The 25,936-nt window shown below is 74.3% G+C and carries 22 protein-coding genes and 1 pseudogene; 7 read left to right on the forward strand and 16 right to left on the reverse strand.

What is annotated here, in order from left to right; genetic code table 11:
* Nucleotides 1-62: 62 nt before the first annotated feature.
* From QA634_RS28740 to QA634_RS28765, 5 genes and pseudogenes are all read right to left on the reverse strand, one after another.
* Nucleotides 63-1,211, reverse strand: coding sequence for an ABC transporter substrate-binding protein (locus QA634_RS28740; RefSeq protein ID WP_012335365.1), 1,149 nt, complete (start codon nt 1,209-1,211; stop codon nt 63-65).
* Between the two features lie 29 nt (nt 1,212-1,240).
* Nucleotides 1,241-2,442, reverse strand: a pseudogene (locus QA634_RS28745) (xanthine dehydrogenase family Fe-S subunit).
* Nucleotides 2,439-3,305 (reverse strand): FAD binding domain-containing protein, encoded by an 867-nt coding sequence (locus QA634_RS28755; RefSeq protein ID WP_012335367.1) that lies wholly within the window; start codon nt 3,303-3,305, stop codon nt 2,439-2,441. Before QA634_RS28755 ends, QA634_RS28745 begins: the two are co-directional and overlap by 4 nt.
* Nucleotides 3,302-5,701, reverse strand: a complete 2,400-nt coding sequence (locus QA634_RS28760) for a xanthine dehydrogenase family protein molybdopterin-binding subunit (protein ID WP_012335368.1) — start codon at nt 5,699-5,701, stop codon at nt 3,302-3,304. The genes QA634_RS28755 and QA634_RS28760 overlap by 4 nt, the downstream gene beginning before the upstream one ends.
* The gene (locus QA634_RS28765; protein ID WP_012335369.1) at nt 5,701-6,975 is read right to left on the reverse strand and encodes an amidohydrolase/deacetylase family metallohydrolase; all 1,275 of its coding nucleotides are present in this window, start codon (nt 6,973-6,975) and stop codon (nt 5,701-5,703) included. The genes QA634_RS28760 and QA634_RS28765 overlap by 1 nt, the downstream gene beginning before the upstream one ends.
* 136 nt (nt 6,976-7,111) lie before the next feature.
* Between QA634_RS28765 and QA634_RS28770 the strand changes: the two genes are divergently transcribed.
* Nucleotides 7,112-7,666, forward strand: a complete 555-nt coding sequence (locus tag QA634_RS28770; protein WP_012335370.1) for a MarR family winged helix-turn-helix transcriptional regulator — start codon at nt 7,112-7,114, stop codon at nt 7,664-7,666.
* A gap of 244 nt (nt 7,667-7,910) precedes the next feature.
* Here the strand turns inward: QA634_RS28770 and QA634_RS28775 are convergent, their stop codons facing one another.
* The 9 genes from QA634_RS28775 to QA634_RS28815 all read right to left on the reverse strand — a co-directional run bounded on the left by QA634_RS28775 (nt 7,911) and on the right by QA634_RS28815 (nt 18,821).
* Entirely contained in the window at nt 7,911-8,939 is a 1,029-nt protein-coding gene (locus QA634_RS28775; RefSeq protein WP_012335371.1) for an alpha/beta fold hydrolase, read from the reverse strand.
* Between the two features lie 223 nt (nt 8,940-9,162).
* Nucleotides 9,163-10,518 carry an MFS transporter gene (locus tag QA634_RS28780; protein ID WP_012335372.1) on the reverse strand — a complete coding sequence of 452 codons (1,356 nt, stop codon included), beginning with the start codon at nt 10,516-10,518 and terminating at the stop codon, nt 9,163-9,165.
* A complete protein-coding gene (locus QA634_RS28785) occupies nt 10,505-10,933 on the reverse strand; it encodes a hypothetical protein (protein ID WP_043701698.1) in 429 nt (142 codons plus the stop codon). The genes QA634_RS28780 and QA634_RS28785 overlap by 14 nt, the downstream gene beginning before the upstream one ends.
* Nucleotides 10,934-10,962: 29 nt before the next feature.
* Complete coding sequence (locus QA634_RS28790) at nt 10,963-12,942, reverse strand: aconitate hydratase (RefSeq protein ID WP_012335373.1); 1,980 nt, start codon at nt 12,940-12,942, stop codon at nt 10,963-10,965.
* Between the two features lie 524 nt (nt 12,943-13,466).
* On the reverse strand, nt 13,467-14,783 hold the full coding sequence (locus QA634_RS28795; protein ID WP_012335374.1) for an extracellular catalytic domain type 1 short-chain-length polyhydroxyalkanoate depolymerase: 1,317 nt from the start codon (nt 14,781-14,783) through the stop codon (nt 13,467-13,469).
* A gap of 58 nt (nt 14,784-14,841) precedes the next feature.
* Nucleotides 14,842-15,261: a CopG family transcriptional regulator gene (locus QA634_RS28800; protein WP_012335375.1), complete on the reverse strand. Its 420-nt coding sequence runs from the start codon at nt 15,259-15,261 to the stop codon at nt 14,842-14,844.
* A gap of 777 nt (nt 15,262-16,038) precedes the next feature.
* Nucleotides 16,039-16,953, reverse strand: coding sequence for a hypothetical protein (locus tag QA634_RS28805; RefSeq protein WP_012335376.1), 915 nt, complete (start codon nt 16,951-16,953; stop codon nt 16,039-16,041).
* On the reverse strand, nt 16,950-18,095 hold the full coding sequence (locus tag QA634_RS28810) for a TAXI family TRAP transporter solute-binding subunit (protein WP_012335377.1): 1,146 nt from the start codon (nt 18,093-18,095) through the stop codon (nt 16,950-16,952). Before QA634_RS28810 ends, QA634_RS28805 begins: the two co-directional genes overlap by 4 nt.
* Before the next feature lie 348 nt (nt 18,096-18,443).
* On the reverse strand, nt 18,444-18,821 hold the full coding sequence (locus QA634_RS28815; protein WP_012335378.1) for a hypothetical protein: 378 nt from the start codon (nt 18,819-18,821) through the stop codon (nt 18,444-18,446).
* A 429-nt stretch (nt 18,822-19,250) separates the two neighbouring features.
* On the opposite strand from QA634_RS28815, the gene QA634_RS28820 reads away from it, so the two are divergent.
* The 4 genes from QA634_RS28820 (at nt 19,251) to QA634_RS28835 (ending at nt 21,989) form a co-directional block, all read left to right on the forward strand.
* Complete coding sequence (locus tag QA634_RS28820) at nt 19,251-20,030, forward strand: hemerythrin domain-containing protein (protein ID WP_012335379.1); 780 nt, start codon at nt 19,251-19,253, stop codon at nt 20,028-20,030.
* 162 nt (nt 20,031-20,192) lie between these two features.
* The gene (locus QA634_RS28825) at nt 20,193-20,441 is read left to right on the forward strand and encodes a cation:proton antiporter domain-containing protein (RefSeq protein WP_012335380.1); all 249 of its coding nucleotides are present in this window, start codon (nt 20,193-20,195) and stop codon (nt 20,439-20,441) included.
* Nucleotides 20,438-20,584, forward strand: coding sequence for a hypothetical protein (locus QA634_RS28830; RefSeq protein ID WP_018263864.1), 147 nt, complete (start codon nt 20,438-20,440; stop codon nt 20,582-20,584). Before QA634_RS28825 ends, QA634_RS28830 begins: the two co-directional genes overlap by 4 nt.
* A gap of 673 nt (nt 20,585-21,257) precedes the next feature.
* On the forward strand, nt 21,258-21,989 hold the full coding sequence (locus QA634_RS28835; protein WP_283026970.1) for a sugar nucleotide-binding protein: 732 nt from the start codon (nt 21,258-21,260) through the stop codon (nt 21,987-21,989).
* A gap of 110 nt (nt 21,990-22,099) precedes the next feature.
* On the opposite strand, the gene QA634_RS28840 is transcribed toward QA634_RS28835, so the two are convergent.
* Nucleotides 22,100-22,450, reverse strand: a complete 351-nt coding sequence (locus tag QA634_RS28840; protein WP_012335382.1) for a hypothetical protein — start codon at nt 22,448-22,450, stop codon at nt 22,100-22,102.
* A gap of 180 nt (nt 22,451-22,630) precedes the next feature.
* On the reverse strand, nt 22,631-22,819 hold the full coding sequence (locus tag QA634_RS28845) for a hypothetical protein (protein WP_043701706.1): 189 nt from the start codon (nt 22,817-22,819) through the stop codon (nt 22,631-22,633).
* 257 nt (nt 22,820-23,076) lie between these two features.
* Here QA634_RS28845 and QA634_RS28850 point away from each other — a divergent pair, with 257 nt between their 5' ends.
* A complete protein-coding gene (locus tag QA634_RS28850; protein WP_012335383.1) occupies nt 23,077-25,179 on the forward strand; it encodes a sensor histidine kinase in 2,103 nt (700 codons plus the stop codon).
* Nucleotides 25,161-25,823 (forward strand): response regulator, encoded by a 663-nt coding sequence (locus QA634_RS28855; protein WP_012335384.1) that lies wholly within the window; start codon nt 25,161-25,163, stop codon nt 25,821-25,823. The genes QA634_RS28850 and QA634_RS28855 overlap by 19 nt, the downstream gene beginning before the upstream one ends.
* Nucleotides 25,824-25,936 lie beyond the last annotated feature (113 nt).

A 25,936-nucleotide genomic window follows, 5' to 3' on the forward strand; every position in this document is an offset into this window, starting at 1 on the left:
GTCCCCTTGGGCTCCCTCGGCGGGCGGCGTGCCCGGCCGGCCCGGGGGCCGGCCGGACCGCGTCAGAGGGTCGGCTGGACGACGCGGCCGTCCTTGATCTCGATGATGTAGACGTCGGGCTTGCTCTGGCCGCTCTCCTTGCCGGCAGGGCCCGATTTCGCGAAGCGGATCGGGCCGTTCAGGCCTGTGAGGTCGACCGACCAGAACGCCTTGGTGATCGCGGCCGGCTCGGCCGAGCCGGCCTTCTCGATGGCCTGCGCGATGGCGCGGATGCCGTCGTACCCGCGGAAGCTCTCGGTGACGCCCGCGAACGCGAAGCCGCGCTTCTTCCACTCGCCGATGAAGTACGCGGTCGCCTTGGGATTCGGGGTCTTCTCCGGCAGCCAGGGCAGGAACGTCGTCAGGTGCATGGTGCCGTCGGCGGCGGCCCCGGCCTGAGCGATGATCTGGTCGGGGTTCTGCGAGCCGCCCGTGGTGATGACGCGCTTCTTGAGGCCGAGCGCCGCCATCTGCTTGAACAGCAGCACGAGCTGGTCGACGGCGCTCGTGATCATGATCGTGTCGCTGTCGGAGGCCTTCAGCTTGGCGAGCTGGGCGCTCATGTCCTGCGCGGCCTGGTCCATGGTCTCGACGAGGCCGATCTGGACGCCCTTCTCCTTCAGCATCTTGCCGAAATCGGTCGCCGCGCCGCGGCCGAAATCGTTGTTGATGACCAGGAAGTCGACCTTCTTGATGCCGAGGCGCGACACCATGGGCGCGAAGTTCTCGGCCTCCAGCGCCGAGGGCGGCGAGATGCGGAAAACGAACGGGTTGCCGGAGGTGGTGATCTTCCCCGAGGAGGAGGTCTCGACCAGCATCGGGACCTCGTAGTCGATGAGCTTCGGCATCACCGCGAGCGTCAGGCTCGACCCCCAGGCCCCCATCATCACCGGCGTCTTGTCGCTGGTGATGAGCTTCTCGGCCACGGCGGCGGCCTCGGTCGGGTTGCTCTTGTTGTCCTCGATCACGAGTTCGAGCGTCTTGCCGAGCACGCCGCCCTTGGCGTTGATCTCGTCGGCGGCGATCTTGGCGCCGTTCACCACGTAGGTGCCCGAGGCCGCGAAGGCCCCCGTGAGCGGCTCGTTGACGCCGATGCGGATCGAGTCCGCGAGGGCGCCGGTCGCCGCGAGGGCCATCAGCATCGCCGTGGTGAGGGTGAACCTGCTCGACATGGAGGTCTCCGGTGGGGGCGGGAACGGGGTCAGGCGCGGGCGAGCCACGCCGCGAGGCGCGCGCGGATCAGGCCGAGGAGCAGGCGGACGGGGTTGAGGGCGGCGGGGGCGGGGGGCGCGGCCCCGGAGAGCTGCGCGTCGAGGTTGCGGGCGAACGCGGCCGCGATGCGGCCGGCGAGGTCGCGCACGAGGCCGGGCCGGCCGAACTGCGCCAGCGGCCCGGTCAGGCTGTAGCCGACCTCGAGGGCGACCCGCGCGGTGCCGGGCTCCGCGCCGGGCTCGACCCGGTAGCGGATCTCGCCCTCGGTGGCGGAGCGCCCGCCCGCGTCGCTGCCCGCGCCGCGCACGCGGCCGGTGCGGGCGGCCTCGTCCCGCTCGATGAGGGCGCGGCCCCGAAACGTGGCGGCGATCGGCCCGATCCGCACCTGGAGGCCGCCCTCCACCGCGTCGGGGGCCGGCCGGCCGGTGAGCACGGCGCCGGGCAGGCAGGCGGCGACCGCCGCGATGTCGCCGAGGAGCGCGAAGACCGCCTCCGGCGGATGGGCGAGGTCGATCGTCTGCGTGAAACGATGCGCCGGACGGAAGGTCCCGGCGAGCGTCGGCGCGGCGCCCGGGGCGGCCGCGGCCGCGGTCGCCGGGGGCGCTGGGCCGCTGCGAGGCCCTCGCCGGCCCGCGCGCCGACCGGACCGAGCGGGCGCGGCGCGGGCCCGCTCGGTCCGATGCCGCGGGCGCGGCGGTCGGCGATGACGCTCGCCACCGCCCGCACGATACCGGCGTAGCCGGTGCAGCGGCAGAGATTGCCCGAGAGGCCGACCCGGATGCGCTGCGCGTCCGCCTCCGGCAGCCGCAGCACGAGGTCGCGCGCGCTGACCAGCATGCCGGGCGTGCAGTAGCCGCACTGGAGCGCGTGCTCGCGGTTGAAGGCTGCGCGCAATTCCGCCGCGACCGGATCGTCGTCGAGGCCCTCGATGGTGGTGACCTCGGCGCCCGCGCAGGCTCCCGCGAAGGTGAGGCAGGCGCGCGCCGGCTCGCCGTCGATCAGCACCGTGCAGGCGCCGCAGACGCCGTGCTCGCAGCCGAGATGCGTGCCCGTGAGGGTCAGGTCCTCGCGCAGCACGTCGCCGAGGTGGCTGCGCGGCTCGGCCTCCACCCGGACGGGCCGGCCGTTCACCGTCAGCCCCAGCGCCACGCGCCCCGCTGCCGCGGGCGCCTCCGCCAGTCCGGCGCTCATGCGACCTCCGTGAGGGGCATCGGGGTGGGCCGCGCGGCCTGCGCCACCGCGCGGGCGAGCACCGTGACGTGGACGTGTCGCTCGACCGCGTCCGACATGCCGGCGGCGGCGAGGGCGCGCTCCGCGGCGGCGGCGTCGAAGTGCCGGGCGAAATCGGGGCCGATCCGGCCGCCGAAGAGCGGGCGCGCGTCGGCGAAGAGGAGGGGCGGCCCCTCGATGGCCCCGATCACCGCGCGGCCCCGGCCGGCGGCGGGATCGAGCCGCACGGCCCCGATGGCGTGCGCGAACTCGCCGATCTTGGCACAATGCTTGACGTAGCCCCAGGCCACGCTCTCGGGCCGGGCCGGCACCCGAACGGCGACCAGGACCTCGCCCGGTTCGAGCGCGGTCTCCAGCGCCCCGGTGACCAAGCGCTCCACCGGCAGCCGCCGACGCCGGCGGGGCCCGGCGATCTCGACCTCGGCGCCGAGCGCCGTCAGGGCCGTGACCCAGTCCGCCGCGGGATCGGCGTGGACGAGGCTGCCGCCCACCGTGCCGCGGTTGCGCACGGGCCGGTAGGCGATGGCCGCGGCCACCCGCCGGAGCGCGCCCCCGGTCACGTCGGGCACCCGCCCGTCCTCGATGTCGGCGTGGGTGACGCACGCGCCGAGGACGAGCGTGTCGCCCTCGACCGCCGCCCGCCGGAGTTCCTGCAGGCCGGTGATGTCGAGGATCAGGTCCGGCGCGACGAGGCGCAGGTTGAGCATCGGGCCGAGCGACTGGCCGCCCGCCATCAGCTTCACGGAGCCTCGCGCCTCGCCGAGCCGGGCCAGGAGGGCGGCGAGGTCGCGCGGCCGCTCGTAGGCGAAGGGCGCGGGCTTCATGCGGCGGCCCTCGCGCGCCGCGGCGCGCCGCGCGCGGCGAGGACCGCCTCGACGATCCGCCGCGGGGTGACGGGGGCGTGCAGCAGCTCGACCCCGAGCGGGCGCAGCGCGTCGTTGATCGCATTCGCGAGCGCCGCGGGCGGCGCGATGGCCCCGCCCTCGCCGATGCCCTTCTGGCCGAAGCGCGTGTACGGGGAGGGGGTCTCCATGTGCGCGATGCGCGCGGCCGGCACCTCCGCCGGGCCGGGCAGGAGGTAGTCGGCGAAGGTCGAGGCGAGCGGCTGACCGCGGGCGTCGAAGCGCACCTCCTCGTAGAGCGCCGTGCCGATGCCCTGCGCGAGGCCGCCGTGGATCTGGCCGTCGACGACGAGCGGGTTCACCAGCGTGCCGCCATCCTCGACCACCACGTAGTCGAGGATCTCGACGGCGCCGAGGTCGGGATCGACCGCCACGACCGCCGCGTGCGCGGCGTAGGAGAACGTGCCGGAATCCCGCACCGGCTTGTAGCCGGCCGTGACTTCGAGACCGCCCGGATCGGTGGCGGGCGCGAGGTCCTGCGGGCGCCGGTACCACGTGCGGGCGATCACCTCGACCGGCACGTCGCCCGACGGGCCGATCACCCGGCCGGCCTCGTAGCGGCAGGCTTCCGGCTCGGCCTGGAGCAGGTGCGCGCCGATCCGCACGGCCCGCTCGCGCAGGGCCTCGCAGGCCGCCGCGACCGCGCCGCCGACCATCACCATCATGCGCGAGCCCCAGGCGCCGGTGGAGTAGGGCGTGGCGGCGGTGTCCCCGTGCACCAGCCGCGTGCGCGCCACCGGCACGCCCAGGATCTCGTGCGCGACCTGCGCCAGGGTCGTCTCCAGTCCCTGGCCGTGCGAGTGGGCGCCGACGCGCAGCTCCAGCCCCCCGTCCGGGGTGAGCCGGGCGCTCGCCTGCTCGTGGCCCGGCACCATCGGTATGCCCCACCCCGCGTAGACGGAGGTGCCGTGCGCCGCCTGCTCGCAGTAGATCGCGAGCCCGAGCCCGATGCGCCGTCCGTCGGGCTCGCCCGCGCGCTGGCGCGCCCGCACCCCCTCGGCACCGATGGCGGTGAGCGCCCGGGCCAATGCCTGCGGGTAGTCGCCGCTGTCGAAGTGCTTGTTGGTGATGTTGTCGAACGGCATCTGCTCGGGCCGCACGAGGTTCCTCTCGCGCACGACCTCCGGGGCGAGGCCCGCCTCCGCCGCCACCGCGTCGAGGATCAGCTCCATCGCGAAGCACACGCCCGTGCGGGCGACGCCGCGGTAGGGCAGGATCGGGCACTTGTTGGTCGCCACCGACCAGGTGCGGCAGCGATAGGCCGGGAAGTCGTAGGGGCCGGGCAGGATGCTCGCCACCTGCGCGGCCTCCAGGCAGGCCGAGAACGGGTAGGCCGAGTAGGCGCCGGAATCGACGGTGGCCTCGCAGTCGATGCCGCGCAGGGTGCCGTCGGGCTCGGCATAGGCCGTGATGCGGTAATGGTGCTCGCGGCAATTCGCGTTCGCGGTGAGATGCTCGCGCCGGTCCTCCAGCCAGCGCACGGGATGGCCGCACCGGAGCGCCAGCCAGCCCAGGCAGATCTCCTCCGCGAGCAGGATCGCCTTGTAGCCGAAGCCCCCGCCCACGTCCGGCGAGACGACGCGGACGCGCTCCTGCTCGATCCGCAGACACTCGGCGAGGCCGTTGCGCACGATGTGCGGCATCTGGCTCGCGGTGTGGACGACGAGCTGATCCAGGCGGTGGTCGTAGTGGGCGACCACGCCGCGCCCCTCGATCGGCGCCATGCACTGGCGCGCCGTGGAGATGGTGCGGGAGACCTTGATCGGCGCGTCGAGGGCCGAGGCGATGTCCACGTCGACGAGCGTCTCCAGGAAGACGTTGTCGCCCCAGTGCTCGTGCACGAGGGCGGCGCCGGGCTCGCGGGCGGCGAGCATGTCGTGGACCGCCGGCAGCTCCTCGAGGTCGAGGACGACCGAGGCGGCGATGTCCTCCGCCTCCGCGCGGGTCGGCGCGACGCAGAAGGCGACGAGTTCCCCGACCTGCCGCACTTTGCCGACCGCGAGCGGCGGCTGCTCGGACACCTTGAACCCGGGCAGGCCCGACACGGCGCGGATCGGCGCGACGCCGTCGAGGTCGGCGGCCGTGAACACCCGGCCGCGAGACTCCTCCGGCACGTGGATCGCGCGGATGCGGGCATGGGCCAGGGGGCTGCGCACGAAGGCCACGTCCTGCATGCGCGGCAGCCGGACGTCGCCGACGTACTGGCCGCGCCCGCGCATCAGACGCTCGTCCTCCTTGCGGGGGAGCGGCGCGCCCACGCCCTCCCGGGCGCCCGCGGCGGAGGGGGAGGCGCCCGCGGCAGAGGGGGAGGCGCCCATCAGGCCGCGATCGCCCGCGGCAGGATCGGCGAATCGGCGTCGAAGCGCTTGCCCGCCCGCAGGCAGAAGGCCGGGCGCAGCAGCCGGTCGACGACCACCCGCGTGTCCTCGTTGTCGCGCAGCAGGAAGGACCCGCGGTCGTCGTGCAGCACGGACACGTCCGCCTCGAAGCCGGGGGTGAGCGCCCCGATCCTGTCGGAGAGGCCCAGCATCTGCGCCGGATGCGAGGTCACCATCGGCACCACCTCCTCGAGCGGGATGCCGAGCGCCATCATCGAGGACATCGCCTGGGTCAGGCTGAACCGTGCCTGGCCCAGGAAGGGGTGGTTCTCGTCATCGTGGTGGGCGTCGGGCGTGCCCGCGGGCCGCGGCACCTCCGTGTTGTAGCCGTGCATGTCGGCGCCGAGCGTGTAGGGCACCACGCCGGCGGGGATCGCCGCCCGGGCCACCCGGTAGGAGAAGTGGCTGCCGTGGCCGACATCGACCTTGAGGCCGGCATCGAGCGCGGCCTTGATGACGGAATGCACCTCGCCCTGCTCGTTGATGAACCCGCCGGGGTGGCGGGTGAAGGGATGGGCGAGCACGTCGCCGGGGCGCAGGAGCGGGATCACCCGCTCCATGATCGTGTTGGCGTCCTCGCCATTGGCGCCGGATTCCGGCAGGCCCCAGAGCTGGCCGAAATGGACGTAGAGCGGCAGGTCGGCGCGCCGGCTGATCTCGGCGGCCATCTCCATCACCTTGATGCCCCAGCGGGCGAAGCCGCCGATCTCGGCATGGCCCTTGATACCGCGCACGAGGTCGCGGTTCTCCACCGCGGCCTTGACGGTGGCGTCGATGTCGACGCCGTCCGGGCTGTAGAGGTTGGGATAGAAGTGCCCTTCGAGACCTCCGACGAGGTAGGCGGACAGGAAGGCGAGCACCCGCGTGTCGGAGGTTTCTGCAATATAATGCCGGAATCCCGGCAGGGTCATGCACGACGGACCGCCCTGGTCGACGACGGTGGTGACTCCCGAGCGCACGCCCACCATGTCGGGATTAAGACCGAAGCGGCCGGTGACATACTGGTAGACGTGGGCATGCGTGTCGATCAGCCCCGGCAGCACCAGCTTTCCGGAGACGTCGATCACCTCCGCGGCGCTCGATGGCAGGATGGTCTCGGCGATGTTCGCGATGCGACCGCCGCGCACTGCGACGTCACGGATGCCGTCGATGCCGTTCTTTGGGCAGATCACGCGCCCGCCGCGCAGCAGCAGGTCGTACCGGGTGCCATCCATCGCTCTACCTTACCTGTTGGTTCGCCGCGCCCCAGTGAGCCCATGCAGGATAATGCGAAAAAGGAAGCATGCTTCGCAATTCGTTGGTAGCAGGATGCGTGCCAGGTTGGAGCGAGGAGCAACGGAGGGCTCAGCGATGGAGGACGGTGCCGGAGATCTGGCCAAGGAGGCAGCACTGCCCGTTGCGCGCGCAGATTCGCGCGGGCCCGAGGCGGCGGGAGGGATCTGGCCGCTGATCGACCGTCCGGGCTTCCTCGTCCGGCGACTCTATCAGATCCACGTCAGCCTCTTCTCTGAGCGCTGCGCCGCTTTCCGCGTCACGCCGCTGCAGTACAGCCTGTTGTCGGAACTGATGGTGCGGGGCGAGGCCGATCAGACGACCCTGGCGCACGCCGTCGCGCTGGACAGGACCACGACGACGGGCGCGCTGCGGCGCCTCGAAGCGCGCGGGTTCGTCAGCCGGACGATCTCCCCCGTCGATCGCCGCTCGCAGCAGTGCCGCCTGACCGACGAGGGCCGGGAGATCCACGCCGCGATGGCGGATGCGGTTCGGCAGGCCCACGCGGACACGATCGCCGCCCTCTCTCCGGCGGAGCGGAAGCTCTTCGTCGACCTGATGAGGAAGATCGCCGCGGCGCACGGCCAAGCGGCGCACGGCCAAGCGCCCGGCATGGCCGAGTTGCAGACCTGATGCGGGATCCGCGTGATCGACGCGGATCCCGGATCACGAGCCCGCGCGGCGCCTGAGCGCCGCGCCTGAGCGAAGCCGACATCCGCATGGCCGAAATGGGAGATGGCGAAGCCACCAACCGGATGTCGGATGAGGCATGTCTCGGGCGCCGGCAGCGATCGGCCCGGAGCATCCGCGGCCGCCCCGGTCACCGCCGTCGAGGCGGCCAGGCCCGATCCGGCGAGGCGCCCCGCGGGGGGCCTCGCTACGCCGACGCGACCTCGGTGACCGCGGCCCCGAAACCGTCGAGGGCCCGCGTGACGGTGGCGAGATCCTCGAAATGCGGGAAGGCGCCCGTCGGCAGCCGCATCACGGTCCAATTCCGCCGCTCGGCGAAGCGAGGAAGGTCGCGGTAGTCGACGAAGTCGCCGCGCGTGCCGTGGATCACCAGGACGGGCAGGTCGAGCGCCTCGTAGAGCGCGGTGGCATCCGTCGGAAACAGGTGGCCGGCGATGAAGCAGAAGGGTGCATGCTGGGCTCCCGGCCGGTGCGCCGACGCGTACCCGTAGGCGAGCAGGCCCTCGTCGATATCCGGCGAGCCCCAGGTCTTCTCCAGGAAGAAGCGCATGCTCGGGCGGCTGACCAGGGCATCGAACAAGGCACGGCCCCAGGGGGGCGCGTCGAGGGTCGCGCGCAGCCGCTCCCTGCCGCGGTGGCCGCCGCGCGGAGAGCGGCCGGAGAGCCGGGCATCGAACCCGGTCGGGCTGATCAGGGCGAGTCCGCGGTAGTCTCGCGGGCGTTCGAGGGCCGCGCGGGCGAGATACTCGGCCGAGAGGGAGAGGGCGAGGGCGTTGAGGGCGGCCCCGTCGTGCCGCCGCCGGATCTCGCCGGCGGCCGCGTGGATCGCCTCGACCATCAGGTCGGGCGTGTAGCGGCGGCGGGCGCGCTCCGAGAGGCCGAACCCGGGCAGGTCCAGGGCGTAGACGGGGCACCGCCCGTCGTAGTGGAGGTAGAGCGGGCGGACCTCGTAGGCGCTCGCGGCCGCGTTGATCGAGTGGATCAGGAGCAGGGGAGGGCCGCTCCCGCCGGCGCTGCCGTACAGGGCGACGGCGCCGGCCCGCGTGTCCAGTGCGTCGAGACGGCCCGGAAGGGCTCTCGGCAGCGGCCGGCGGTGATCGACGGCGAACCGGCTGTAGGCGAGCCACGCGCCGCTGCCGCCGAGGGCCGCGAGGCCGAGGACCTTGGCGGCCTGCCGCGCCAGGAGCGGCAGGACGGAATGGGGCCGACGGGCCATGTGCACCTCGCGAGCGTCGTGCGAGCACAACGTCGTGCGCGGTTCACCGTTGCGGCGCCCACCGAAGCTCGCGCGCGTCGGCCCGCCGCGCCCGGGCGGAGCCTTTGGGAATCGAGCTCGCGCACGACGCAGGATCGCGCGGCGAGGCGTCGAGAACGGGACCGGCGGTCGTGAGACGTGACCGCTGGCAGGAGGACCGGGCATCGGCGGTCCGCCCGCGCCTCTATTCCGGCAGCGGCCTGCCGGTGGTCTCGGGCATGAACCAGGGCACGATCAGCCCGAGCACGTAGACGCTGCTCATGATCAGCGCCGCCCGCGCCACGCCGCCGAACGAGGTGACGATCTGGCCGGCGATGATCGGGAAGATCCAGGCGATCAGGCGGGCGCCGTTGAACACGAAGCTCGCGGCGGTCGCCCGCACGGCCGGCGTGAACAGCTCCACGAGGTAGATCGCCATCCAGCTGAACGAGAAGCCGAGCGTGAAGACCCCGTTCAGGAAGGCGATGACCATGAAGGTGGTCAGACCGCCGGTCCACACATAGGCGAGCACCGAGGTCGCGAGGCAGCCCGCATAGGTCAGGATCAGGAATTTGCGCCGCCCGATCGCGTCGGCGAGGAAGCCCGAGACCAGGTAGGCGGCGATCGCCCCGATGTTGTAGATGATGCCCATGCGCGGGCCCCAGACGTTGGCGGGCTCGCCCGCCGCCTTGGCCAGCGCCTCGGTGTAGGCCGGCAGCCAGGACGATACCGCCCACCAGCCCACCGTCGTGGCGAAGGACATCACGGTGGCCAGCAGCACGCGCCGCCGGCTCTCCGGCTCGCGGAAGATCTCGGTGAGCGTGAAGGGGCGCTGCGCTGTCTTGTGCACGCGGCCGCTCTGCGCGTCCTCCGTCGTGGCGGCCCAGCGCTGCTCCTTGAGCGCCGTCATCCAGCGCTCGGATTCCTCCAGCGCGCGGCGCAGGTAGAGGCAGACGAAGGCCGGCAGCGCGCCGAGCGCGAACATGATGCGCCAGCTCTCGGAGCCGAGCGGGTTGGTCGCCGCCAGCACCGCCCAGACGATCGCCGCCAGCACCGCGCCGCCGCCGAAGCCCGATTGCAGGAAGCCGCAGCCCTTCGGCCGCGCCCGGTTCGGCCAGGTCTCGGCGACGAGCGCGATGCCGGTGCTCCATTCCGAGCCGATCGCCAGGCCGGTGATGAAGCGCAGGAGCGCGAGCTGCGCGAAGCTCCCGGCGAAGGCGGTCAGCCCCGTGAAGATGGCGTAGCCGAGGATGGAGAGCATCATCATGCGCTTGCGGCCGATGTAATCCGCCGCGATGCCGCCCAGCATGCCGCCGATCCCCCAGCCGAGCAGCGTGATGCCGATCGCCGCGCCGACGTAGAAGGCGGGCGCCTGCGCCTGCTCGGGCGTGAGGATGGAGTTCAGCGCCGGGCGGAGCGCGTAGACCAGCGCCACCGCCTCGTAGCCGTCGAAGATCCAGCCGAGGTAGCTGCCCCAGAGGATGCGCCAATGTCGCGCCGTCAGGCCCGCGTACCAGGGAGCAGAGGCGTCCTCGCGCAGGATCGCATCACCGGCCGCCATGTGTTCCTCCCTCCGTCCTCGTGCCGCGCCGCCCAGTCAGGTCGCGGCGCGCGCGGGCGCGAGCCTCGCCGCGGATCGTGAGCGCGTCGCGCACGCGGCCTCCGGCGAGGCCGCCCGGCAGCGCCGCACCCTCTCGCGCGATCAACGCGCCGAGGTCGGTGCCGGTCGCGACGCGCATCCGCGCGGCCCTCCCGGCGAGATCCTCGGCCGCGACGGTGTCGGTGGCCCCGGGCGCGAAGGGGCGGCCGCCGAGGCCCGCGCAGGAGGCCTCGATCCCCCGCACGCCCCCGCCGGCAGGCCGCGCCGGGGCGGCGCGACGCCGCGCTTCGAACGGGGCGGCGACGCGGGGCCCGGGGCCGAGGACGCGCGGGCCCGTCAGGGGGCCGCTGGACGGGGCGGGAGCGGGTGTCGGCATCGCGGTCTCGGCCGGTTCGGAGCGGGAGGTCAGGCGACGTGCTGCGCGGATCCCCCGTCGCCCCGCGCCGCCAGCCGCTCGCGCAGCCAGTTGATGACCCCGCCCCCGAGCAGCAGCGCGATCTGGCGCGGCGAGAGGTCGTGGCGCAGGGTGATCCGCCTCCCGCCGACGCGGGCGACGATCTCGTGGCCCGCCTGCAGCGCGGCGGCGATCCCCGCGATCTCGATCAGGTCGCCGCATGCGAGGCCCTCGTAATCCGCCGGGTCCGCGAAGGTGAGCGGCAGCACGCCGAAATTCACCAGGTTCTGCCAGTGGATGCGCGCGAAGCTCTTGGCCAGCACGGTCTCCAGCCCGAGATAGCGCGGCGCGAGCGCGGCGTTCTCCCGGCTCGACCCCTGGCCGTAATTCGAGCCGGCCACGATGGCGTGGCCCGCCCGCTCCCGGCCGGCCTGCCGCGCGCGGTCCGGATAGGTCGCGTCGATCGGCTCGAAGGTGAACTCGCTCGTCTTCGGGATGTTCGACCAGTAGGGCATCACGCGCGCGCCCGCCGGCATGATGTCGTCGGTCGAGATGTCGTCCCCGACCTTGAGCAGCACCGGCACGCGGATGCTGTCCGGGAGCCGGCCGAGTTCGGGCAGGGTGGTGATGTTCGGGGTCTTCTCCAGCCGCACCGCGCGCGCCGCCTCGGCGTCGAGCGGGGGCACGAGCATCGCGAGCGTGGCCGGATAGGTGTCGGGCGGCGCGATCCGCGGGCAGGGGAGGCCGAGGCCGCGCGGGTCGGTGATGACGCCGGTCAGCGCGGAGGCCGCGGCGGTCTCCGGGCTGCACAGGTACACGCTGTCCTCGCGCGTGCCGGATCGGCCGGGGAAGTTGCGCGGCACCGTGCGCAGCGAGTTGCGCCCCGAGGCCGGCGCCTGCCCCATGCCGATGCAGCCGTTGCAGCCGGCCTGGTGCACGCGCCCCCCCGCCCGGACGAGGTCGGCGAGTTCGCCGGTCGCGATCAGCGTCTCCAGCACCTGCCGCGAACTCGGATTGACGTCGAAGGACACGCGGTCGTGGACCTGGCGCCCCCTCACCATCGCGGCCGCGACCGCGAAGTCCCGGTAGCCCGGATTGGCCGAGGAGCCGATGTAGGCTTGGTAGATCTCCTCGCCCGCCACCTCGCGCACCGGCACGACGTTGCCGGGGCTGGAGGGCTTGGCGATCAGCGGCTCGAGGGCGGAGAGGTCGATCTCCTCGTGCAGGTCGTAGGCCGCGCCCTCGTCGGCGGCGAGCGGGATCCAGTCCGCCTCGCGCCCCTGGCTGCGCAGGAAGCCGCGCGTCGCCTCGTCGGAGGGGAACACGCTCGTGGTGGCGCCGAGTTCGGCGCCCATGTTGGCGATGACGTGCCGGTCCATGGCCGAGAGCCCGTCGAGGCCCGGCCCGTAATACTCGACGATGCGGCCGAACCCGCCCTCGACGCCGTGGCGGCGCAGCATCTCCAGGATCACGTCCTTGGCGCTCACGAAATCCGGCAGGGTCCCGGCGAGGCGCACGCCCCAGATCTGCGGCATGCGCAGGTGAAGCGGCTCGCCCGCCATGGCGAGCGCGACCTCGACCCCGCCCGCCCCGAAGGCCAGCATGCCGAGGGAGCCGGCCGCGGGCGTGTGGCTGTCGGAGCCCACCAGCGTGCGCCCGGGCTTGCCGAAATGCTGCATGTGGACGGGATGGCTGATGCCGTTGCCCGGCCGGCTGTACCAGACGCCGAAGCGGCGGCAGGCGGAGCGCAGGAACAGGTGCTCGTCGGCGTTGAGGTGATCGTTCTGGACGAGGTTGTGATCGACGTACTGCGCGGCGAGCTCGACCTTGACCCGCTCGACGCCCATCGCCTCCAGTTCGAGCATGACGAGGCTGCCGAGGACGTCCTGCAGCAGCGCCTGGTCGATCCTGAGGGCGATCTCCTGCCCCGGCTCCGGGGTGCCCTCGACGAGGTGCGAGCGGACGAGCTTCTGCGTGAGGTTCAGTGGCATCGACGCACCTCCCTGATTCCGTGCCGATGCTCCCGCCCGCCAAGGACAGCCCGGGTGCGCGCGCGTCGGCACAGCTTGAGCCGCGGCTCAAGCGCTCGATTGCGACCAGAAAATCAGAGAAGAGGATGTATCACAAGTCAATTTAGGGCAATCCGTCACAATAAACGCTTGGCCGGATCCGCCCTCAATTGCGCAGCTTGAGCTGCATATCCGTGTTCCGTCGGGCGGTTTAGGCCGAAAATCTGCCCATGTTCGGAAATCCGAGCGTGGGGAGTCGGATCTTTGGACGGGTCCGTCCCTCTCCCGGCCGCGGCGCGCCGCCCATCTCCGAACCAGGCCGGCCGCGTCGACGGACCTCGCGGCGCCCGTCGCGCCGGCGGGAAGCCCCGCAAGCCGGAGCGTGCCGCCGCGACGGATCCCGTGCCCGCGCCGGGATGGGCCTCCCGGGGCGGCACGCGGGGGCGCCCGGCACCGCCCCCGCGGCACGCGGGCGGTCCGGGCATCGGCTCTCGGTCCCGTCGCGCTCAGTGCCGGGATGGGCTCGGCGCGCGCGCGTGTGCCAGGAAGAAGCGCATCAGCTCCCGGCTGGCATCGGGGCCGCGCGGATCGGTGTAGGAGCCGTCCGCGCTGCCGCCCGACCAGGCATGGCCGGCGCCGTGCAGCAGCCACTGCTCCAGGACCGCCCGCCCGGTCTCGTCGGCGTGGACCGTGCGCGTGTAGGCGATCCCACCCGGGGACTCGCCGCGGGTCACGGCCGCGACCAGCGTCCCGGCGGGCTTGGCCTGCGCGATGACCTGATCCCCGTTGACGGGATTGACCGTCCGGTCGCCGTCGCCGTGGAAGACGATGGTCGGCACGGCCGGCCCGCCCCGCCTCGGCTGGACCGCCGCCCCTCCGTTCATGGCGGCGAAGGCCGACGGCATGTCCCGGGCGGCGCCGCAGGCCAGCCCCGAATGCACGCCCACGGCGGCGAACAGATCCGGATAGGTCGCCGCCATGATCGCCGCGGCCGCGCCGCCCGCGGACAGGCCGGCCACGTAGACCCGGGACGGATCGGCCGAGAACTCCTCCACGACGGCGGTCGCGATGCCGGCGATCAGGGCGGGCTCCCCGCCGTCGCGCGCCTGATCGGCGGCGTTGAACCAGTTCCAGCACTTCTGCATGTTCGCGGATTGGGGCTGGCGCGGGTAGGCGACCAGGAAGGTGTGTTCCTCGGCGAGGTCGTTCATCCGCGTGCCGAGGGCGAAATCATCCGGGTTCTGCGTGCAGCCGTGCAGCATCACCACTACGGGGAGCGGCTGACCGGAATAGCCGCTCGGGACGAAGACCTTGTAGGTCCGGCTGCCCGCCGCGTTCGCGAAGCTGCGCTCCTCGAACCGGGCGCCCTCCGGCACCGGGACCGCGCGCGGACGGACGGCCCCGAGCCCCTCTGCCGGGCCGAAGGCGCCGGGCTGGCCGAGCCGATCGCGAACCGCCCGCATCGCCTCGGACAGGTCCGGAAAGCGCGCCGGCCGGTCGCCGCCCGCGGGCGCGTCGGCATTGCGCTCCTCGGCCTCGCGCGGGGCCGTCCAGGCCCCCTCCGGTCCCGCCGGAGGCACCATGTCGATGGTCGGCCAAAGGGTCCGGGACGAGGTGCGGGACGAGGTGCGGGAAGAGGTCGGGGACGAGGTCGGGGATGGGCGCTCGCTGCTCCAGGCCGGCCGCCCCGGCCCCTGCGCCGGGGCGTCGTTCGCGGTGCGCGGTACCGACCGGCCCTGGAGCATCGCCACGGCCTCCGCGAGCTTGCCGGCCCGGGTGAGGCGGGTCACCTCGGCCATGTCGATCGTGCTGAATTGGGTCATGTCATGGTCCTTCGATGCCCGGAGCGGGCGGGAGCGCCGGGCTGGTGGCGGGGGGCGGTCAGGTGGTCCGGTCGGCGAGTGCGGCCTTGACGGCGGCGCTCGCGTGGAAGGCGCCGAGCACCTGGACCGAGGCGATGGCCGCGCGGGCGAGGTCGGGCGTGACGTCGTCGGCGATGCTGGCGAGGCCGAGAACCTGGATGTGGAGGGGGCGCCCGCTGTCCCGCGCCGCCTCCAGGTCCCGCCGGGAGAAGTGCGCCAGGCCCAGGCTGAGCTGCCTGCGCGCCACGGAGGTGCGGATCGCCTCCTCCTGCCGGTCGAGCTGGTTGCGCACCGCCGTGCGGATGAAGTCGGCGCGGTTGGCGTAGAAGCCGTCGCGCACCATCAGGTCGACGCGCCCGAGATCCACGAAGCCGAGGTTAACGGTGATCTTCTCGCTGTCGGGCGTCCTGGTCCGCGGGTCGTGCAGGTTGCCCGTCATGTGCGCCATCTCCTGACCATCCAACCGGATGGTCAGGAGATGGGGGTGCGCCGCCCGGGCGGCAAGGGGGTGCCCTTCGCGGGTCCGCCCCTCCTCGCCCGCGGGATCCCTCTCCGGGCGATGACGCCGACGCTCCCGCGGCGGGCGTCGCTCGGCGCGCACAGCGGAGGCCGAGACACCGAGGCGGGGAAGAGCCGAACACCCTCGCGGCCGCCCGAGCACCGCGGGCCGGGCCGCCGCAACTCCCCGCGTCCGGTGCCGAGCGCCAGGGTCCGTCAGGAGCGTCCGGGCGCCCGTGACGGGCGCGAGGGATCGGCGTCCGCAGCGGTCCGCGGGTCCCGGGCTGGGCCGGGACGGATGGCGGCCCGGGAGGTCCGGCGGTGCTTCCCGCGGGCGAACCTGTGCGATGGCGCAGGCGATGCGGGCCCTGCCCCGGCAGGCCTCAGGCCGCCGCGCCGACGCGCCGCAGCGCGGGCGGAGTCCGGCGCCTTCCATCGCAGGAGGGCGTCCCCGCCCGGGTCGAGGCGCGGCGAGACCGCGCCGGCCCATCCACCGGACGGCGCGGGTTCGCGACCGGCGAACCCCCGTGCCTCCTGACAGGTGCGGCGACCGGAATGGGCGCGGAGGCCCGCGCATGCGAGCGGGGCGACGCGGCCGGGGCGCGGCCGCCCCGGTCATTCCATCGGCGGGCCGGGACTTCGCGGCCCGGCGGGCTCGCCGGACAGGCGGGTTCCTCCGGGAGGAGCCGGCCGGCACCCTGGCGGGCCGTCCACCGGATCAGCGCTGGGCCGCCCCGCCATCGGCCCGTTCGAGGCTCGTCAGCCGCGCGGCCGCGCTCGCGGAGCCGGCGCTGGCGGCGCTCCGGTACAGGGTCAGGGCCCGCGCCACGTCGGCCTTGACGCCCTTGACCCGCCACGCGGACAGCCGGGACGGGTCGTAGGTCTCGGCCAGCGCCTCGAGGACGAGCGGGTGGTTGTCCGCCGCCGCGTGTTCCAGGAGCCGGCGCGCCGCGGCGATGTCCCCCAGCTTGACCGCGCCGCGGGCCCGCGCCAGCAGCGCCGCGCCCTGCGGGGTCAACTCGCCGCCGGCGGCCCTGGGCGGGACCGGGGCCGCGGCGGGGATGAGCGCGGCGGGGACGATGTCCGCGGAGGCGACCTCGACGACCGGGCCCCGCGCCTCCGACGCGGCGCGGGCGGGATCGGCCGCGACGGCCGGCACCGCCGGGGGGATGGCCGCGACGGTCGCGACGGTCGGGACGGTCGCGGCGGCCGAAGCGGGCGGGGATGCCGCTTGGCTCGGCTCGCCCCCCGTGCGCCGCAACTCGTCGCGCAGGACCTCCACCGCCGCGCGCAGGTCCGGGGCGGGCGGGGCCGGGGGCGTCGGCGCGCCGCGATGCGCGCGCGGCGCGGGGGCGTCCGGCCCGCTCGACGGCTCGCCCCGCACCGGCAGGCCGCCGCGCACCGCGATCAGCGCGGTGACGGACCCGACCGAGAGGAGGGCGAGGACGAGCACGCCGGCCGCCACGGCGAGGCTCCGGCGGACGCCGCGGCGCGGCCCCGCGCCGTGACCGGCCTCGGTCAGGCGGGGAAGAGGGTGGCAGAACTCGCCCGCCGGATCCTCGGCATCGGGGGCGGCCTCGTCGCCCTCGATCAGCCTGAGCACCGCGGGATCGGATCTCGGCACCGCACTCATCGCTCACGTCCCTCGTCCTTGGCGCCCTGCGCTCGCCGCTGCCACCGCACGAAGTCGCGGAACAGCGCCTCGCGGTCCTCCGCGGCGGCGTCCGCCCGACCCCTCGCGTCGAGAAACCTGTTGAACGAGGCCCGGCTCTCGGCGTCGGGGCCGGCGGCCTCGCTCGGCCTGTTCCTGTCGAGCCATTGCTGGGCCGCCTTGAACCGCGTCCACCCGGGAATCTCCGCCGCGAGATTGACCTCGGCCCATTTCGGATGACGCGCCGGCTGCTGGAACGCCGCGATCTTGGAGAAGAACGCCTCGGTGAACCGCGCGATCTTCTGGTACCGGTCGCTCTTCTCCGGCCAGTTGTAGGCGGCGAGGATCGAGCTGACCGTGACCGTCTTGACCGGCCCGCCGGGAACGAGGTTCGGGTAATCCTCGTGCGTGAACTCGCCCGGGAGGTAGAGTTCCGCGATCTTCTGGTCGAACGGGACCTCCAGCAGGTGGAACCGGTTCGCGGCGTCGAGCTTCGCGACGGCCGGGATGGGCTTGCCGGACATCTGGAACGTCGCCGCGATCTCGCCGCTCTTCAGCATCTCGTAGGAGGTCAGCTGGTCGTAGTTGGTCGCCACCACCGGAATGCCGAGCAGCTCGAAGATCAGGCGGCCCGTATAGTTGGCGCCGCTGCCCTGAAGGTCGAAGTTCACCGTCTTGCCGGCGAGCTGACGGATGTTGGTGATGTCCGGCCCGGCGATGAGGTGGGCCTCGTCGGTGAACAGGCGCGCGATGTAGGTCAGCGACTTGGCCGCGCCGCCGAGTTGCGCATCCCGGCGAAGGGCCTCCAGGCCGTCCGAGCGCACGATCCCGAGGTCGATCCCCCGGAGCATGAGGATGTCGCGAAGGTTCTGGTCCGCCCCCTTGCCGATGACCGGGAGGATGCGCAGCGCGTCGCCGTCGTCGAGGACGAACGAGAGGTCGTTCGCGATCTGGATGAAGGTCCCGGACACGGTGCCGGAGATGACCGTGACGACGCCGGAATTGGCGCGCTCGCTGCGGGCGGCGAAGCTCTCCGCCGGCCGCCCCTTCCGGCCGGACGGGGCCTCGGCCCGGCCACTCGGCACGGCCGCGATGAGCGCGGCCACGGCCACCACGACGGACACGATCGCGCGCCGAGCTCGACTGTACGAGGAGGGTTGCCGGCCCATGAGAGGAAACGTCACACGTTAATGAGTGACGCCGTTTTGCACTGAGGACTGAGGCCTTTCTAGGGCTGGAAGTAGGCCGAAGATGAGGGCGTGCGCTCAGTATTGAAGAATACAGGAGGAACGGCTCCGCTCGAAAGCTTGACCGTGGGACGCCGCAACCCGCGCGGCGCCCGGCGGGGCGGCGGCCCGTCCGGAGGCCGGGGCCGCTCGGGCGCCGTCCGCCGGCACGGACGTGTCCGGGCGACCGGCTGGGGCGACCCGGCGGCCGGCTCCCACCCGAGGAGCCGGCCGGAGCGGGGCCTGCTACCAATCGGCCGGATCGTCGGCGGGGCCGAATCCGACCGGGCCCGGCCCGAACCGGCGCGGCCCGTAGGCGCCGTACCGCTCCACGACCACCTCGTCGACGACGGGCCGCGGCCTGTACACAACGGGACGCTCCACCACGACCTCGCGCAGGACGGGGCGCGGGCGGATCACCGGGCGCTCGACCACGACCTCGCGCACCACCCGCGGCGGCGGCGCGATCACCCGCCTCTCCACGATGGTGCGGCGCGTCACCACCGTCCGGGGGACGTCGAACGCGTCGTAGCCGTCTCCCATGGCCCGGGCGGAGGAGGAGCCCAGCAGGGCTCCGGCGCCGAGCGCGAGAGCCCCGAGGCTCGTCAGAACAAGCGTCTTCATACTCACACTCCCTCACACGCGAGGGCAGCCACCCAGTGCGGCTGCGCGGGAGGTAACGCCGAGAGGCGGGGTTTGGCCGAACCCGCGGCGTTCGCGCGCGCGGCGCCTGGGAGCGGCCGCGATGGTCGCGGACGGGACCGGCGCCCTGCCGGTGCCCCGGGCCGAACGCGGCGCCGCGCTCGGCACCTCGACGGTTCACGTCACCCGCAGGCTCCCGGAACTCCGGCTCCAGGAACTCCGGCTCCAGGAACTCCGGCTCCAGGAACTCGGCTCCAGGAACTCGGCTCCAGGAACTCGGCTCCAGGAACTCGGCTCCAGGACCTCCGGGGGGAGGGACCGATCACGCCGTGCGCCGGCCTTCCGCCGGCCGATGCGGGAACACCCCGAATCGGCGCGAGTTTGGAAGGCGCCATCGACGGAGCGCGACTCATGGACATCTGGCAACTGACCGCACGCGATCACGCCAACATCACCGCGCTCGTCCGCGAGATCCCCTACGCGCTGAACGGACCGGGCGTGGTGCGCAGCCGCGAGCGGCTGCTGGCCGACCTCATGGACGAGCTGGAGGGCCACGCGGAGGCCCTCGAGGCGAGCCTGTTCGACGCGCTCGGCGCGCATGGCCGGGCCGGCGGGCTGCTCGACGACTTGCGGCGGGAGCGCGGGCAGGTGATGCGGCAGCTCGATCAGCTGGCCCGCCGCCACCGCCGCGGCAGCGAGGGCTGGCTCAGCACCTTCGAGGACGTGACCTACCTGGTGGACCAGCACCTCTACCGGCACACCCACGAGCTGCTGCCCCTGGCGCGCGAAACCCTCTCGCCCGCGGAGGTGCAGGAGGTCACCCGGACCTTCGCGCGCGCGAAGATGCGCGGCCTGCGGCAGGGAGCGCGGCGGCGTCCCCCGCTGGCGCCGTCGAGCGGCCTGTTCGGCCCGCTCGCGCTCGGGCTCGCCGCCGCGGCCGTGGCCGCAATGATGTGGCGGTCCGGCATCCTGCGGGGCGGACCGGGCGGTGCCCCCCGGCGCGGGCGGCCGGACCGGCCGGAGGGGATCAGCCGGGGCAAGTCGCGCGCCGACCTGGCCGCCGCCGCCGCGCCCGGCAACCGCGTCCCCGGGGAGGATCTCCGGAACCGGCAGGACCGCCTCCTGGACGAGGCCCTGGAGGAGACCTTCCCGAGCAGCGACCCGATCTCCCCGCACCAGATCACGCGGTAGCGGGACGGCGGCCGGGGCCGCCGCGGCCGCGCCCCGACGCCGCAGGACGGCCCGCCGCGATCCGGCCCCCTCGCGGCGCGTTGTCGTCCGCCGCACCGGCGCGGCGGACGGGCATGGAGCAGGGCGTAGCGACCGCGGTGCTGTGCATGGTGGCGGGGCGGGGTGGCCGCGCAGTGCCTCGCGGCCCGCCTGCGCGTCCCGGCCACCATGATGCTGCTGGCGCTCGGCGTCCTGGTCGGCCCCGTGCTCGGCCTGCTGCGCCCCTGCGCCGCTCTCGGGCCGAGCCTGCGTCCCCTGGTCGGGCTGGCGGTGGCGATCGTGGTGTTCGAGGGCGGCCTCGCCCTCGATGTCCGCGAGCTGCGCGCCGCCAGGGAGAGGGGCCGGCTCAGGACGGGACCTGCCTCCTCGTGATCCGGGCGGACGGCTCCCTCGACCTTCCCTCGCCCGACCGCGCCCTCGACGCGCCCGGGGAGGGCGCCCGGCCGGTCCTGCTCGCCCGGCCGCCGACCCGGGCGCGGACCCGTCCGGATCCGGCCGCGGCGGGCGCCGGCTGAGCGGTTCGACCGCCGGGCTCCCGATGCCCGCCTCCACGCTCGATCAGCGCTGTTCGTCCGCCCGGCGCGCCCTGATCATAAGTTAATCAGCGAAACAGGACCTCGTCGCCGCGCAACGTCCCGCACAATCTGCTTAACACAGGTTGCTCCGGCGCGGTTGGATACAGAACAAGATCTGGAACGTTTGGCGAAGCGATGGCTTGAAAGCGGCGCGCATTTGTCATGGACCGAGCGGGATTCGACGTGATGCTTGAGGCATGGGGTGGGATCGCGTGCGGCATCGGTCGCTTCGCGGACGCCTTCCGGGAGCCGCTCGCGCGGACCGGCCGGGAGCCGCTCGCGCGGACCGGCCGGGAGCCGCTCGCGCGGACCGGCCGCGGGAACCGGCGCGCGGACCGCGACGCGCTCGCGGCGCCGGGCATCGCGGCCCTTCGGGCCGCTTTCCCGCGGAAGGCCGTCGCGCCCGACGATCCGGACCGCCGCGACGGGTCCCGGCACGATGACCGGCCGGCCCGCGGCACGAGGCCCGGCCGCGCCGCGGCCGGCCCTCCCGGGGCGGAGCCCGGAGATCCGGCGCCGCCGCCCGAGGCGGCCCGCCTCGTCGTCCTCGGGCGGGCGGGAGCCTACGGGGGCCATCGCGCGGCTCTGCGAGGCCCGTGGCCTGTCCGCGGCCGTGGTGGATCCGGAGGCGCTGCCGGACGACCTGGCCGCGCAGCCGGCCTGGGCCGTGATCGACCCGACCGGCCTTCCGCTCGCCGCCGCTGCCAAGCGCTATCCGGGCGGCTCGTTCCGCGCCGACATCCGCCGGGGCGAGCGGGTGGCCGGGCTCTGCGCCGGGGTGGGCGCGCGGCTCCTCGCCTTCTCCTCGGACCTCGTCTTCGACGGCCGCACCGGGAGCGCCGCCGTGGAGAGCGATCCGGTCCGGCCGTCGGGCGCCTACGGGGCCAGCGAGGCCGCGCGGGAGGCGGGCATCCTCGGCGCCCATCCGGGGGCGCTCGTGGCGCGCACCAGCGTGGTCTTCGGCCTCCCCGACGCCAGCGACGAGGCCGGCCTGCTCCTCGCCGGCCTCGGGTCCGGCAGCCTCCGGCGCTTCCTGCGGCCCGAGATCGTCTCGCCCACCTACCTGCCGGACCTGGTCCACGCCGCCCTCGGCCTGCTCGCCGCGGGCGAGGCGGGCCTCTGGCACCTCGTCAACGCGGGCGAGACGACCTGGGCGGGCTTCGCGACGCGGCTGACCCTGGCCGCCGGCCTGCCCCGCCCCGCTCCGGGCTTCCGCGCACCGGCCGACCACCGCAACACCGCTCTGGCGAGCGAGCGCGGGCGGCCGCTGCCGCCCCTCGCCGGCGCCGTCGCGCGCTACGCGGCGGAGAGGCGGCGCGCGCCCGCGCGGCTCGCGGCGGAGTGAGCCGCACCCGGGACGCGGGAGCGGCGGCGAACCGGATCGGGCGGGACGGGTTCGTCCCGCGGCGGAGCCGGGGCCGGCGGGGGCCGCTTCACCCCCGCCGGCCCGCCGGCTCACCGCGTCGGGGCCTTGCCGCCCCGGTCGGCGGCCGGCTTGTCCCGGAGGCTGCCGGTGGCCAGGTCCTCGCCCGCGGGATGCAGCAGGCCGTCCTGCCGGATCACCCAGCGGTCACCGGTCTCGGCGGCGCTGTCGTAGCCGGCCGTGCGGGTGCGCAGGCTGCAGCCGTCCGGACAATCGACCCGCAGGGAGGCGCCGGGCGCGATCGTCGCGTCCTTCTCCTCCGCGCCGCGGTCGATGGTGAGCGTGTGCTCCCGCTTGTCCTGATTGGTCACGGTGATGGCCAGGGCGGGGCTGACCGACAGGACGAGGAGGCCGAGAACCGGGGCAACAGATCGGATCGACATGGGACTTTGCTCCTGAACCCGAGAGATCATCAGCGACGCGCGCCGGGCCGCCAATCCGCATCCCGATCCGGTGCAGAAGCATCGCGGCGCCCGCACGCGTCGATCTGATGTCTAAACTTACGAGTTCAAGCAAGATTACGGCGATTTAATATTATTGTACTTCACGTATTTCGATGAACTTTAATCCTGGAACGCGCGAATGGTGAGAATGAACACTTCGTGTCCCGCCCGCGCGGCCGGATCGACGCCGATCCGCGAGATCTGCCCGTCGAGGAGCGCGATGTCCTGCGTGCAGGGTCCGGCCAGGGCGGGGCCGGCCAGCACCGCGACGGACAGGTCGGCGGCGATTCCGATCGAGATGGTCCTCATGGTGTGGGTCTCCCGGGTGGTCTGCCGGACCGCGCGGGACCGGTCGCGCCCGACGCGGGGCTGATCCTGAGGGGAGGCCGCCCGGGACGGCCGCCGGTCGGGAGATGCGGCGACCCTGTCCGTGGCCTCCCGGACGGGGCCGGGAGGCGCGGGGCCGCGCGGCGAACCCCGCGGGAGCATCCCGGGCGCGGCGACGTTGCCGCCATGACGGGGGCGGCGGCCCCGCTCTCCCGGCGCGACGCGTGGATGAGGCGCGCATGCTCGACCCCGAGACACCGGCATGCACGACCGCCCCGCCCCGGCCCGTCGCGCGCGGTCCGCTGATCTCGCTCCTCCTCGCCACCACGATCCCGATCGTCCTGTTCGGGGCCGGGGCCGCCTACCTGGCCGCCACCCAGACCCGGGCCGGGGTCCGGCGGGCCGCCGCCGAGACCGTGACGCAGGTGGCCGAGCGGGTGACGAGCGCGGTCGGCGAGGAACTCGCGGTGCTGACGACGCTCGCCCTGTCGCCGGCGCTCGACGCGCCGAACCTCGCCGCCTTCTACGACGAGGCGCAGCGCATCACCCGCGCGCGCCCGCTCTGGGAGACGGTCTCGCTCGTCGGCGCGGATGGCCGGCAGATCCTCAACCTGCTGCGCCCGCTCGGCAGCGCGCTCGGGCCGGCGGCCGACCTGCCGACGATCGAGGCGGTGCGGCGCACGCGCGCGCCCGCGATCGGGGGCGTCGGGCCCGTCGGACCGATCAGCGGCAAGCGCCTCGTCTCCGTCTGCGCGCCCGTCGCGCGGGATCAGGCGCTGCGCGACGTGCTCTGCGTCGGGCTCAGCCCCGAGGGCATCCGCGCCATCCTGGCCCAGGCCGGCGCGCCGGCGGGGTGGATCGGCACCATCGTCGACCGGGAGGGGCGGCTCATCGCCCGCAGCGTGCCGGGCGACGAGCGGGTCGGCCGGCCCCCGGACGCGGCGATGCGGGAGGCGGTGGCGCGCGCCCCGCAGGGCCTCTACCGCAGCGAGGCGCAGGACGGGGTCGAGGTCGACACCGTCTACCAGACGCTCGCCGGGACCGGCGGCTGGTCGGTCCACTTCGCGATCCCGAGCGACGCCCTCGACCAGCCGGTCGCCCGGTCGCTGATCCTGCTGGTGGCCGGCCTCGCGGCCGCCCTGGCCCTGGCGGTGGGCCTCGCGGTCCGGACCGGCCGCGAGATCGCGGAGCGGCGGCGGGGCGAGCAGCTTCGCGCCGCGCTGGCGCTCGCGACGAGCGAGGAGCGGGCCGCGGTCGCGATCGCCGCCGCGGAGCTCGGGACCTGGCGCTGGGACCGGGGCGGCGGCCGCATCGTCGGCTCCGCCCGGACGCGCGACCTCCTCGGCCTGCCCGCGACGGCGGCGGCGCCGGACGCCTTCGGGTGGCCCGACCGGGCCGTCCTCGCCGTCGTCGCGCCGGAGGACCGCGACCGCCTGGTCGCGGCGGTCGAGGAGGCCCTGCGCCGGGGCGCGGGGCTCGACATCGAGTTCCGGGTGACCCCGGCCGGGCAGCAGGCGCGCTGGCGGCGCCTGATGGGCCGCGAGGAGCGCCCGGACCTGCCGCGGGCGGGAGGGGGCCGCGGAGAGGGCGCGGTGCTGCACGGCGTGATCGCCGACATCGAGCCGCGCAAGCGCGCCGAGGCGGCGCATCACGACCTGCTGCGCCGCCTCGCCCAGGCCCAGGAGGACGAGCAGCGGCGCATCGCCCGCGAGCTGCACGACCAGGTCGGGCAGACGGTCACCGGCCTCTCCCTCGGCCTGAAGGGACTCGAGGATCTCCTCGCCCGCGGGCCGAGCCCGCCGCGGGCCCGCGACCAGGTCCGCTGGCTGCAGGGCCTCGCGGGCGAGATCGGGCGCGACATCCACCGCACCGCCTCCGACCTGCGCCCGAGCGCCCTCGACGATCTCGGCCTCGTCAACGCGCTCGCGGCGCTCGGCGCCGATTGGACCGCCCGCTACGGGCTCGGCGTTGACGTCCAGGCATTCGGGTTGTCCGCGCGCCTGCCGCTTGAGGTGGAGACCGCCATGTACCGCGTCGCGCAGGAGGCCCTCACGAACGTGCTCAAGCACGCCCGCGCGACCCATGTCAGCGTCGTGCTGGAGCGCCGCGGCGAGCGCCTCGGCGTGGTGATCGAGGATGATGGCACCGGCTTCGACCCGGAGGCCTGCGCCCCGCCGGCGGAGGGGCGGCCGCGGCGCCTCGGCCTTTCCAGCATCCGCGAGCGCCTGAGCCTGATCGGCGGGACCCTGCGCGTCGAATCCGCGCCGGGCTCGGGCACGACCCTGTTCATCGACGTCCCCCTCGCACCGATGCCGGAGGCCCGATGGCCGAGATCCGCGTGACCCTGGCCGACGACCACCCGATCGTGGTCACCGGCATCAAGGCGCTGCTGGCGAGCGCGCCGGACCTGCACCTCGTGGGCGAGGCCGCCACCGGCTCGCAGGCGCTCGAGGTCATCTGCGCGACCGAGCCGGACGTCGCGATCATCGACATGTCGCTGCCGGACCTCAACGGACTCGAGCTCGCGCGCCGCCTCGCCGAGCGATGCCCGCAGGTGAAGCTCCTGGCCCTGACCGTGCACGAGAGCCGGGCCTACGTGCAGCCGATGCTGCAGGCCGGGGCGCGCGGCTACCTCCTCAAGCGCTCGGCCGCCGACGAGCTGCTGCGGGCGATCCGGGCGGTGGCGGCGGGCGGGCTCTACCTCGACCCGGCCGTGGCCGACAAGGCGCTCCCCGGGGCGCCCGCCGCCCGGTCCGCGGAACCCGGCGGCGCGGATCTCAGCCCGCGGGAGACGGAGGTGCTCCGGCACACGGCCCAGGGCTTCAGCAACAAGGAGATCGCGCTGCGGCTCGACGTCAGCGTCAAGACCGTCGAGACCTACAAGGCGCGCGCGGCCGAGAAGCTGCACCTGCGCACGCGCGCCGACATCGTGCGCTTCGGCGCGGCCCGCGGCTGGCTCGATCCGCTGCGCGAGACCCCGCCGTGACCGGCCCCGCCCTCACGGATCCGCGCGGGAGAGCGGGATGGCGGGGCCGGTCGCGCGGCGGGACGGGGCGATCCCGGCGCTGGTCCGGGGCAGGGGGCGCGGGCGCCCCGGGG

The sequence above is a fragment of the Methylobacterium sp. CB376 genome (assembly GCF_029714205.1).
Taxonomy (GTDB): domain Bacteria; phylum Pseudomonadota; class Alphaproteobacteria; order Rhizobiales; family Beijerinckiaceae; genus Methylobacterium.

What these genes read in the sequence shown, in the direction of transcription:
- QA634_RS28740 (WP_012335365.1), bottom strand. Translation starts at nt 1,211, where the DNA reads ATGTCGAGCAGGTTCACCCTCACCACGGCGATGCTGATGGCCCTCGCG.
- QA634_RS28755 (WP_012335367.1), bottom strand. Translation starts at nt 3,305, where the DNA reads ATGAAGCCCGCGCCCTTCGCCTACGAGCGGCCGCGCGACCTCGCCGCC.
- QA634_RS28760 (WP_012335368.1), bottom strand. Translation starts at nt 5,701, where the DNA reads ATGGGCGCCTCCCCCTCTGCCGCGGGCGCCTCCCCCTCCGCCGCGGGC.
- QA634_RS28765 (WP_012335369.1), bottom strand. Translation starts at nt 6,975, where the DNA reads ATGGATGGCACCCGGTACGACCTGCTGCTGCGCGGCGGGCGCGTGATC.
- QA634_RS28770 (WP_012335370.1), top strand. Translation starts at nt 7,112, where the DNA reads ATGGAGGACGGTGCCGGAGATCTGGCCAAGGAGGCAGCACTGCCCGTT.
- QA634_RS28775 (WP_012335371.1), bottom strand. Translation starts at nt 8,939, where the DNA reads ATGGCCCGTCGGCCCCATTCCGTCCTGCCGCTCCTGGCGCGGCAGGCC.
- QA634_RS28780 (WP_012335372.1), bottom strand. Translation starts at nt 10,518, where the DNA reads ATGGCGGCCGGTGATGCGATCCTGCGCGAGGACGCCTCTGCTCCCTGG.
- QA634_RS28785 (WP_043701698.1), bottom strand. Translation starts at nt 10,933, where the DNA reads ATGCCGACACCCGCTCCCGCCCCGTCCAGCGGCCCCCTGACGGGCCCG.
- QA634_RS28790 (WP_012335373.1), bottom strand. Translation starts at nt 12,942, where the DNA reads ATGCCACTGAACCTCACGCAGAAGCTCGTCCGCTCGCACCTCGTCGAG.
- QA634_RS28795 (WP_012335374.1), bottom strand. Translation starts at nt 14,783, where the DNA reads ATGACCCAATTCAGCACGATCGACATGGCCGAGGTGACCCGCCTCACC.
- QA634_RS28800 (WP_012335375.1), bottom strand. Translation starts at nt 15,261, where the DNA reads ATGACGGGCAACCTGCACGACCCGCGGACCAGGACGCCCGACAGCGAG.
- QA634_RS28805 (WP_012335376.1), bottom strand. Translation starts at nt 16,953, where the DNA reads ATGAGTGCGGTGCCGAGATCCGATCCCGCGGTGCTCAGGCTGATCGAG.
- QA634_RS28815 (WP_012335378.1), bottom strand. Translation starts at nt 18,821, where the DNA reads ATGAAGACGCTTGTTCTGACGAGCCTCGGGGCTCTCGCGCTCGGCGCC.
- QA634_RS28820 (WP_012335379.1), top strand. Translation starts at nt 19,251, where the DNA reads ATGGACATCTGGCAACTGACCGCACGCGATCACGCCAACATCACCGCG.
- QA634_RS28840 (WP_012335382.1), bottom strand. Translation starts at nt 22,450, where the DNA reads ATGTCGATCCGATCTGTTGCCCCGGTTCTCGGCCTCCTCGTCCTGTCG.
- QA634_RS28845 (WP_043701706.1), bottom strand. Translation starts at nt 22,819, where the DNA reads ATGAGGACCATCTCGATCGGAATCGCCGCCGACCTGTCCGTCGCGGTG.
- QA634_RS28850 (WP_012335383.1), top strand. Translation starts at nt 23,077, where the DNA reads ATGCTCGACCCCGAGACACCGGCATGCACGACCGCCCCGCCCCGGCCC.
- QA634_RS28855 (WP_012335384.1), top strand. Translation starts at nt 25,161, where the DNA reads ATGGCCGAGATCCGCGTGACCCTGGCCGACGACCACCCGATCGTGGTC.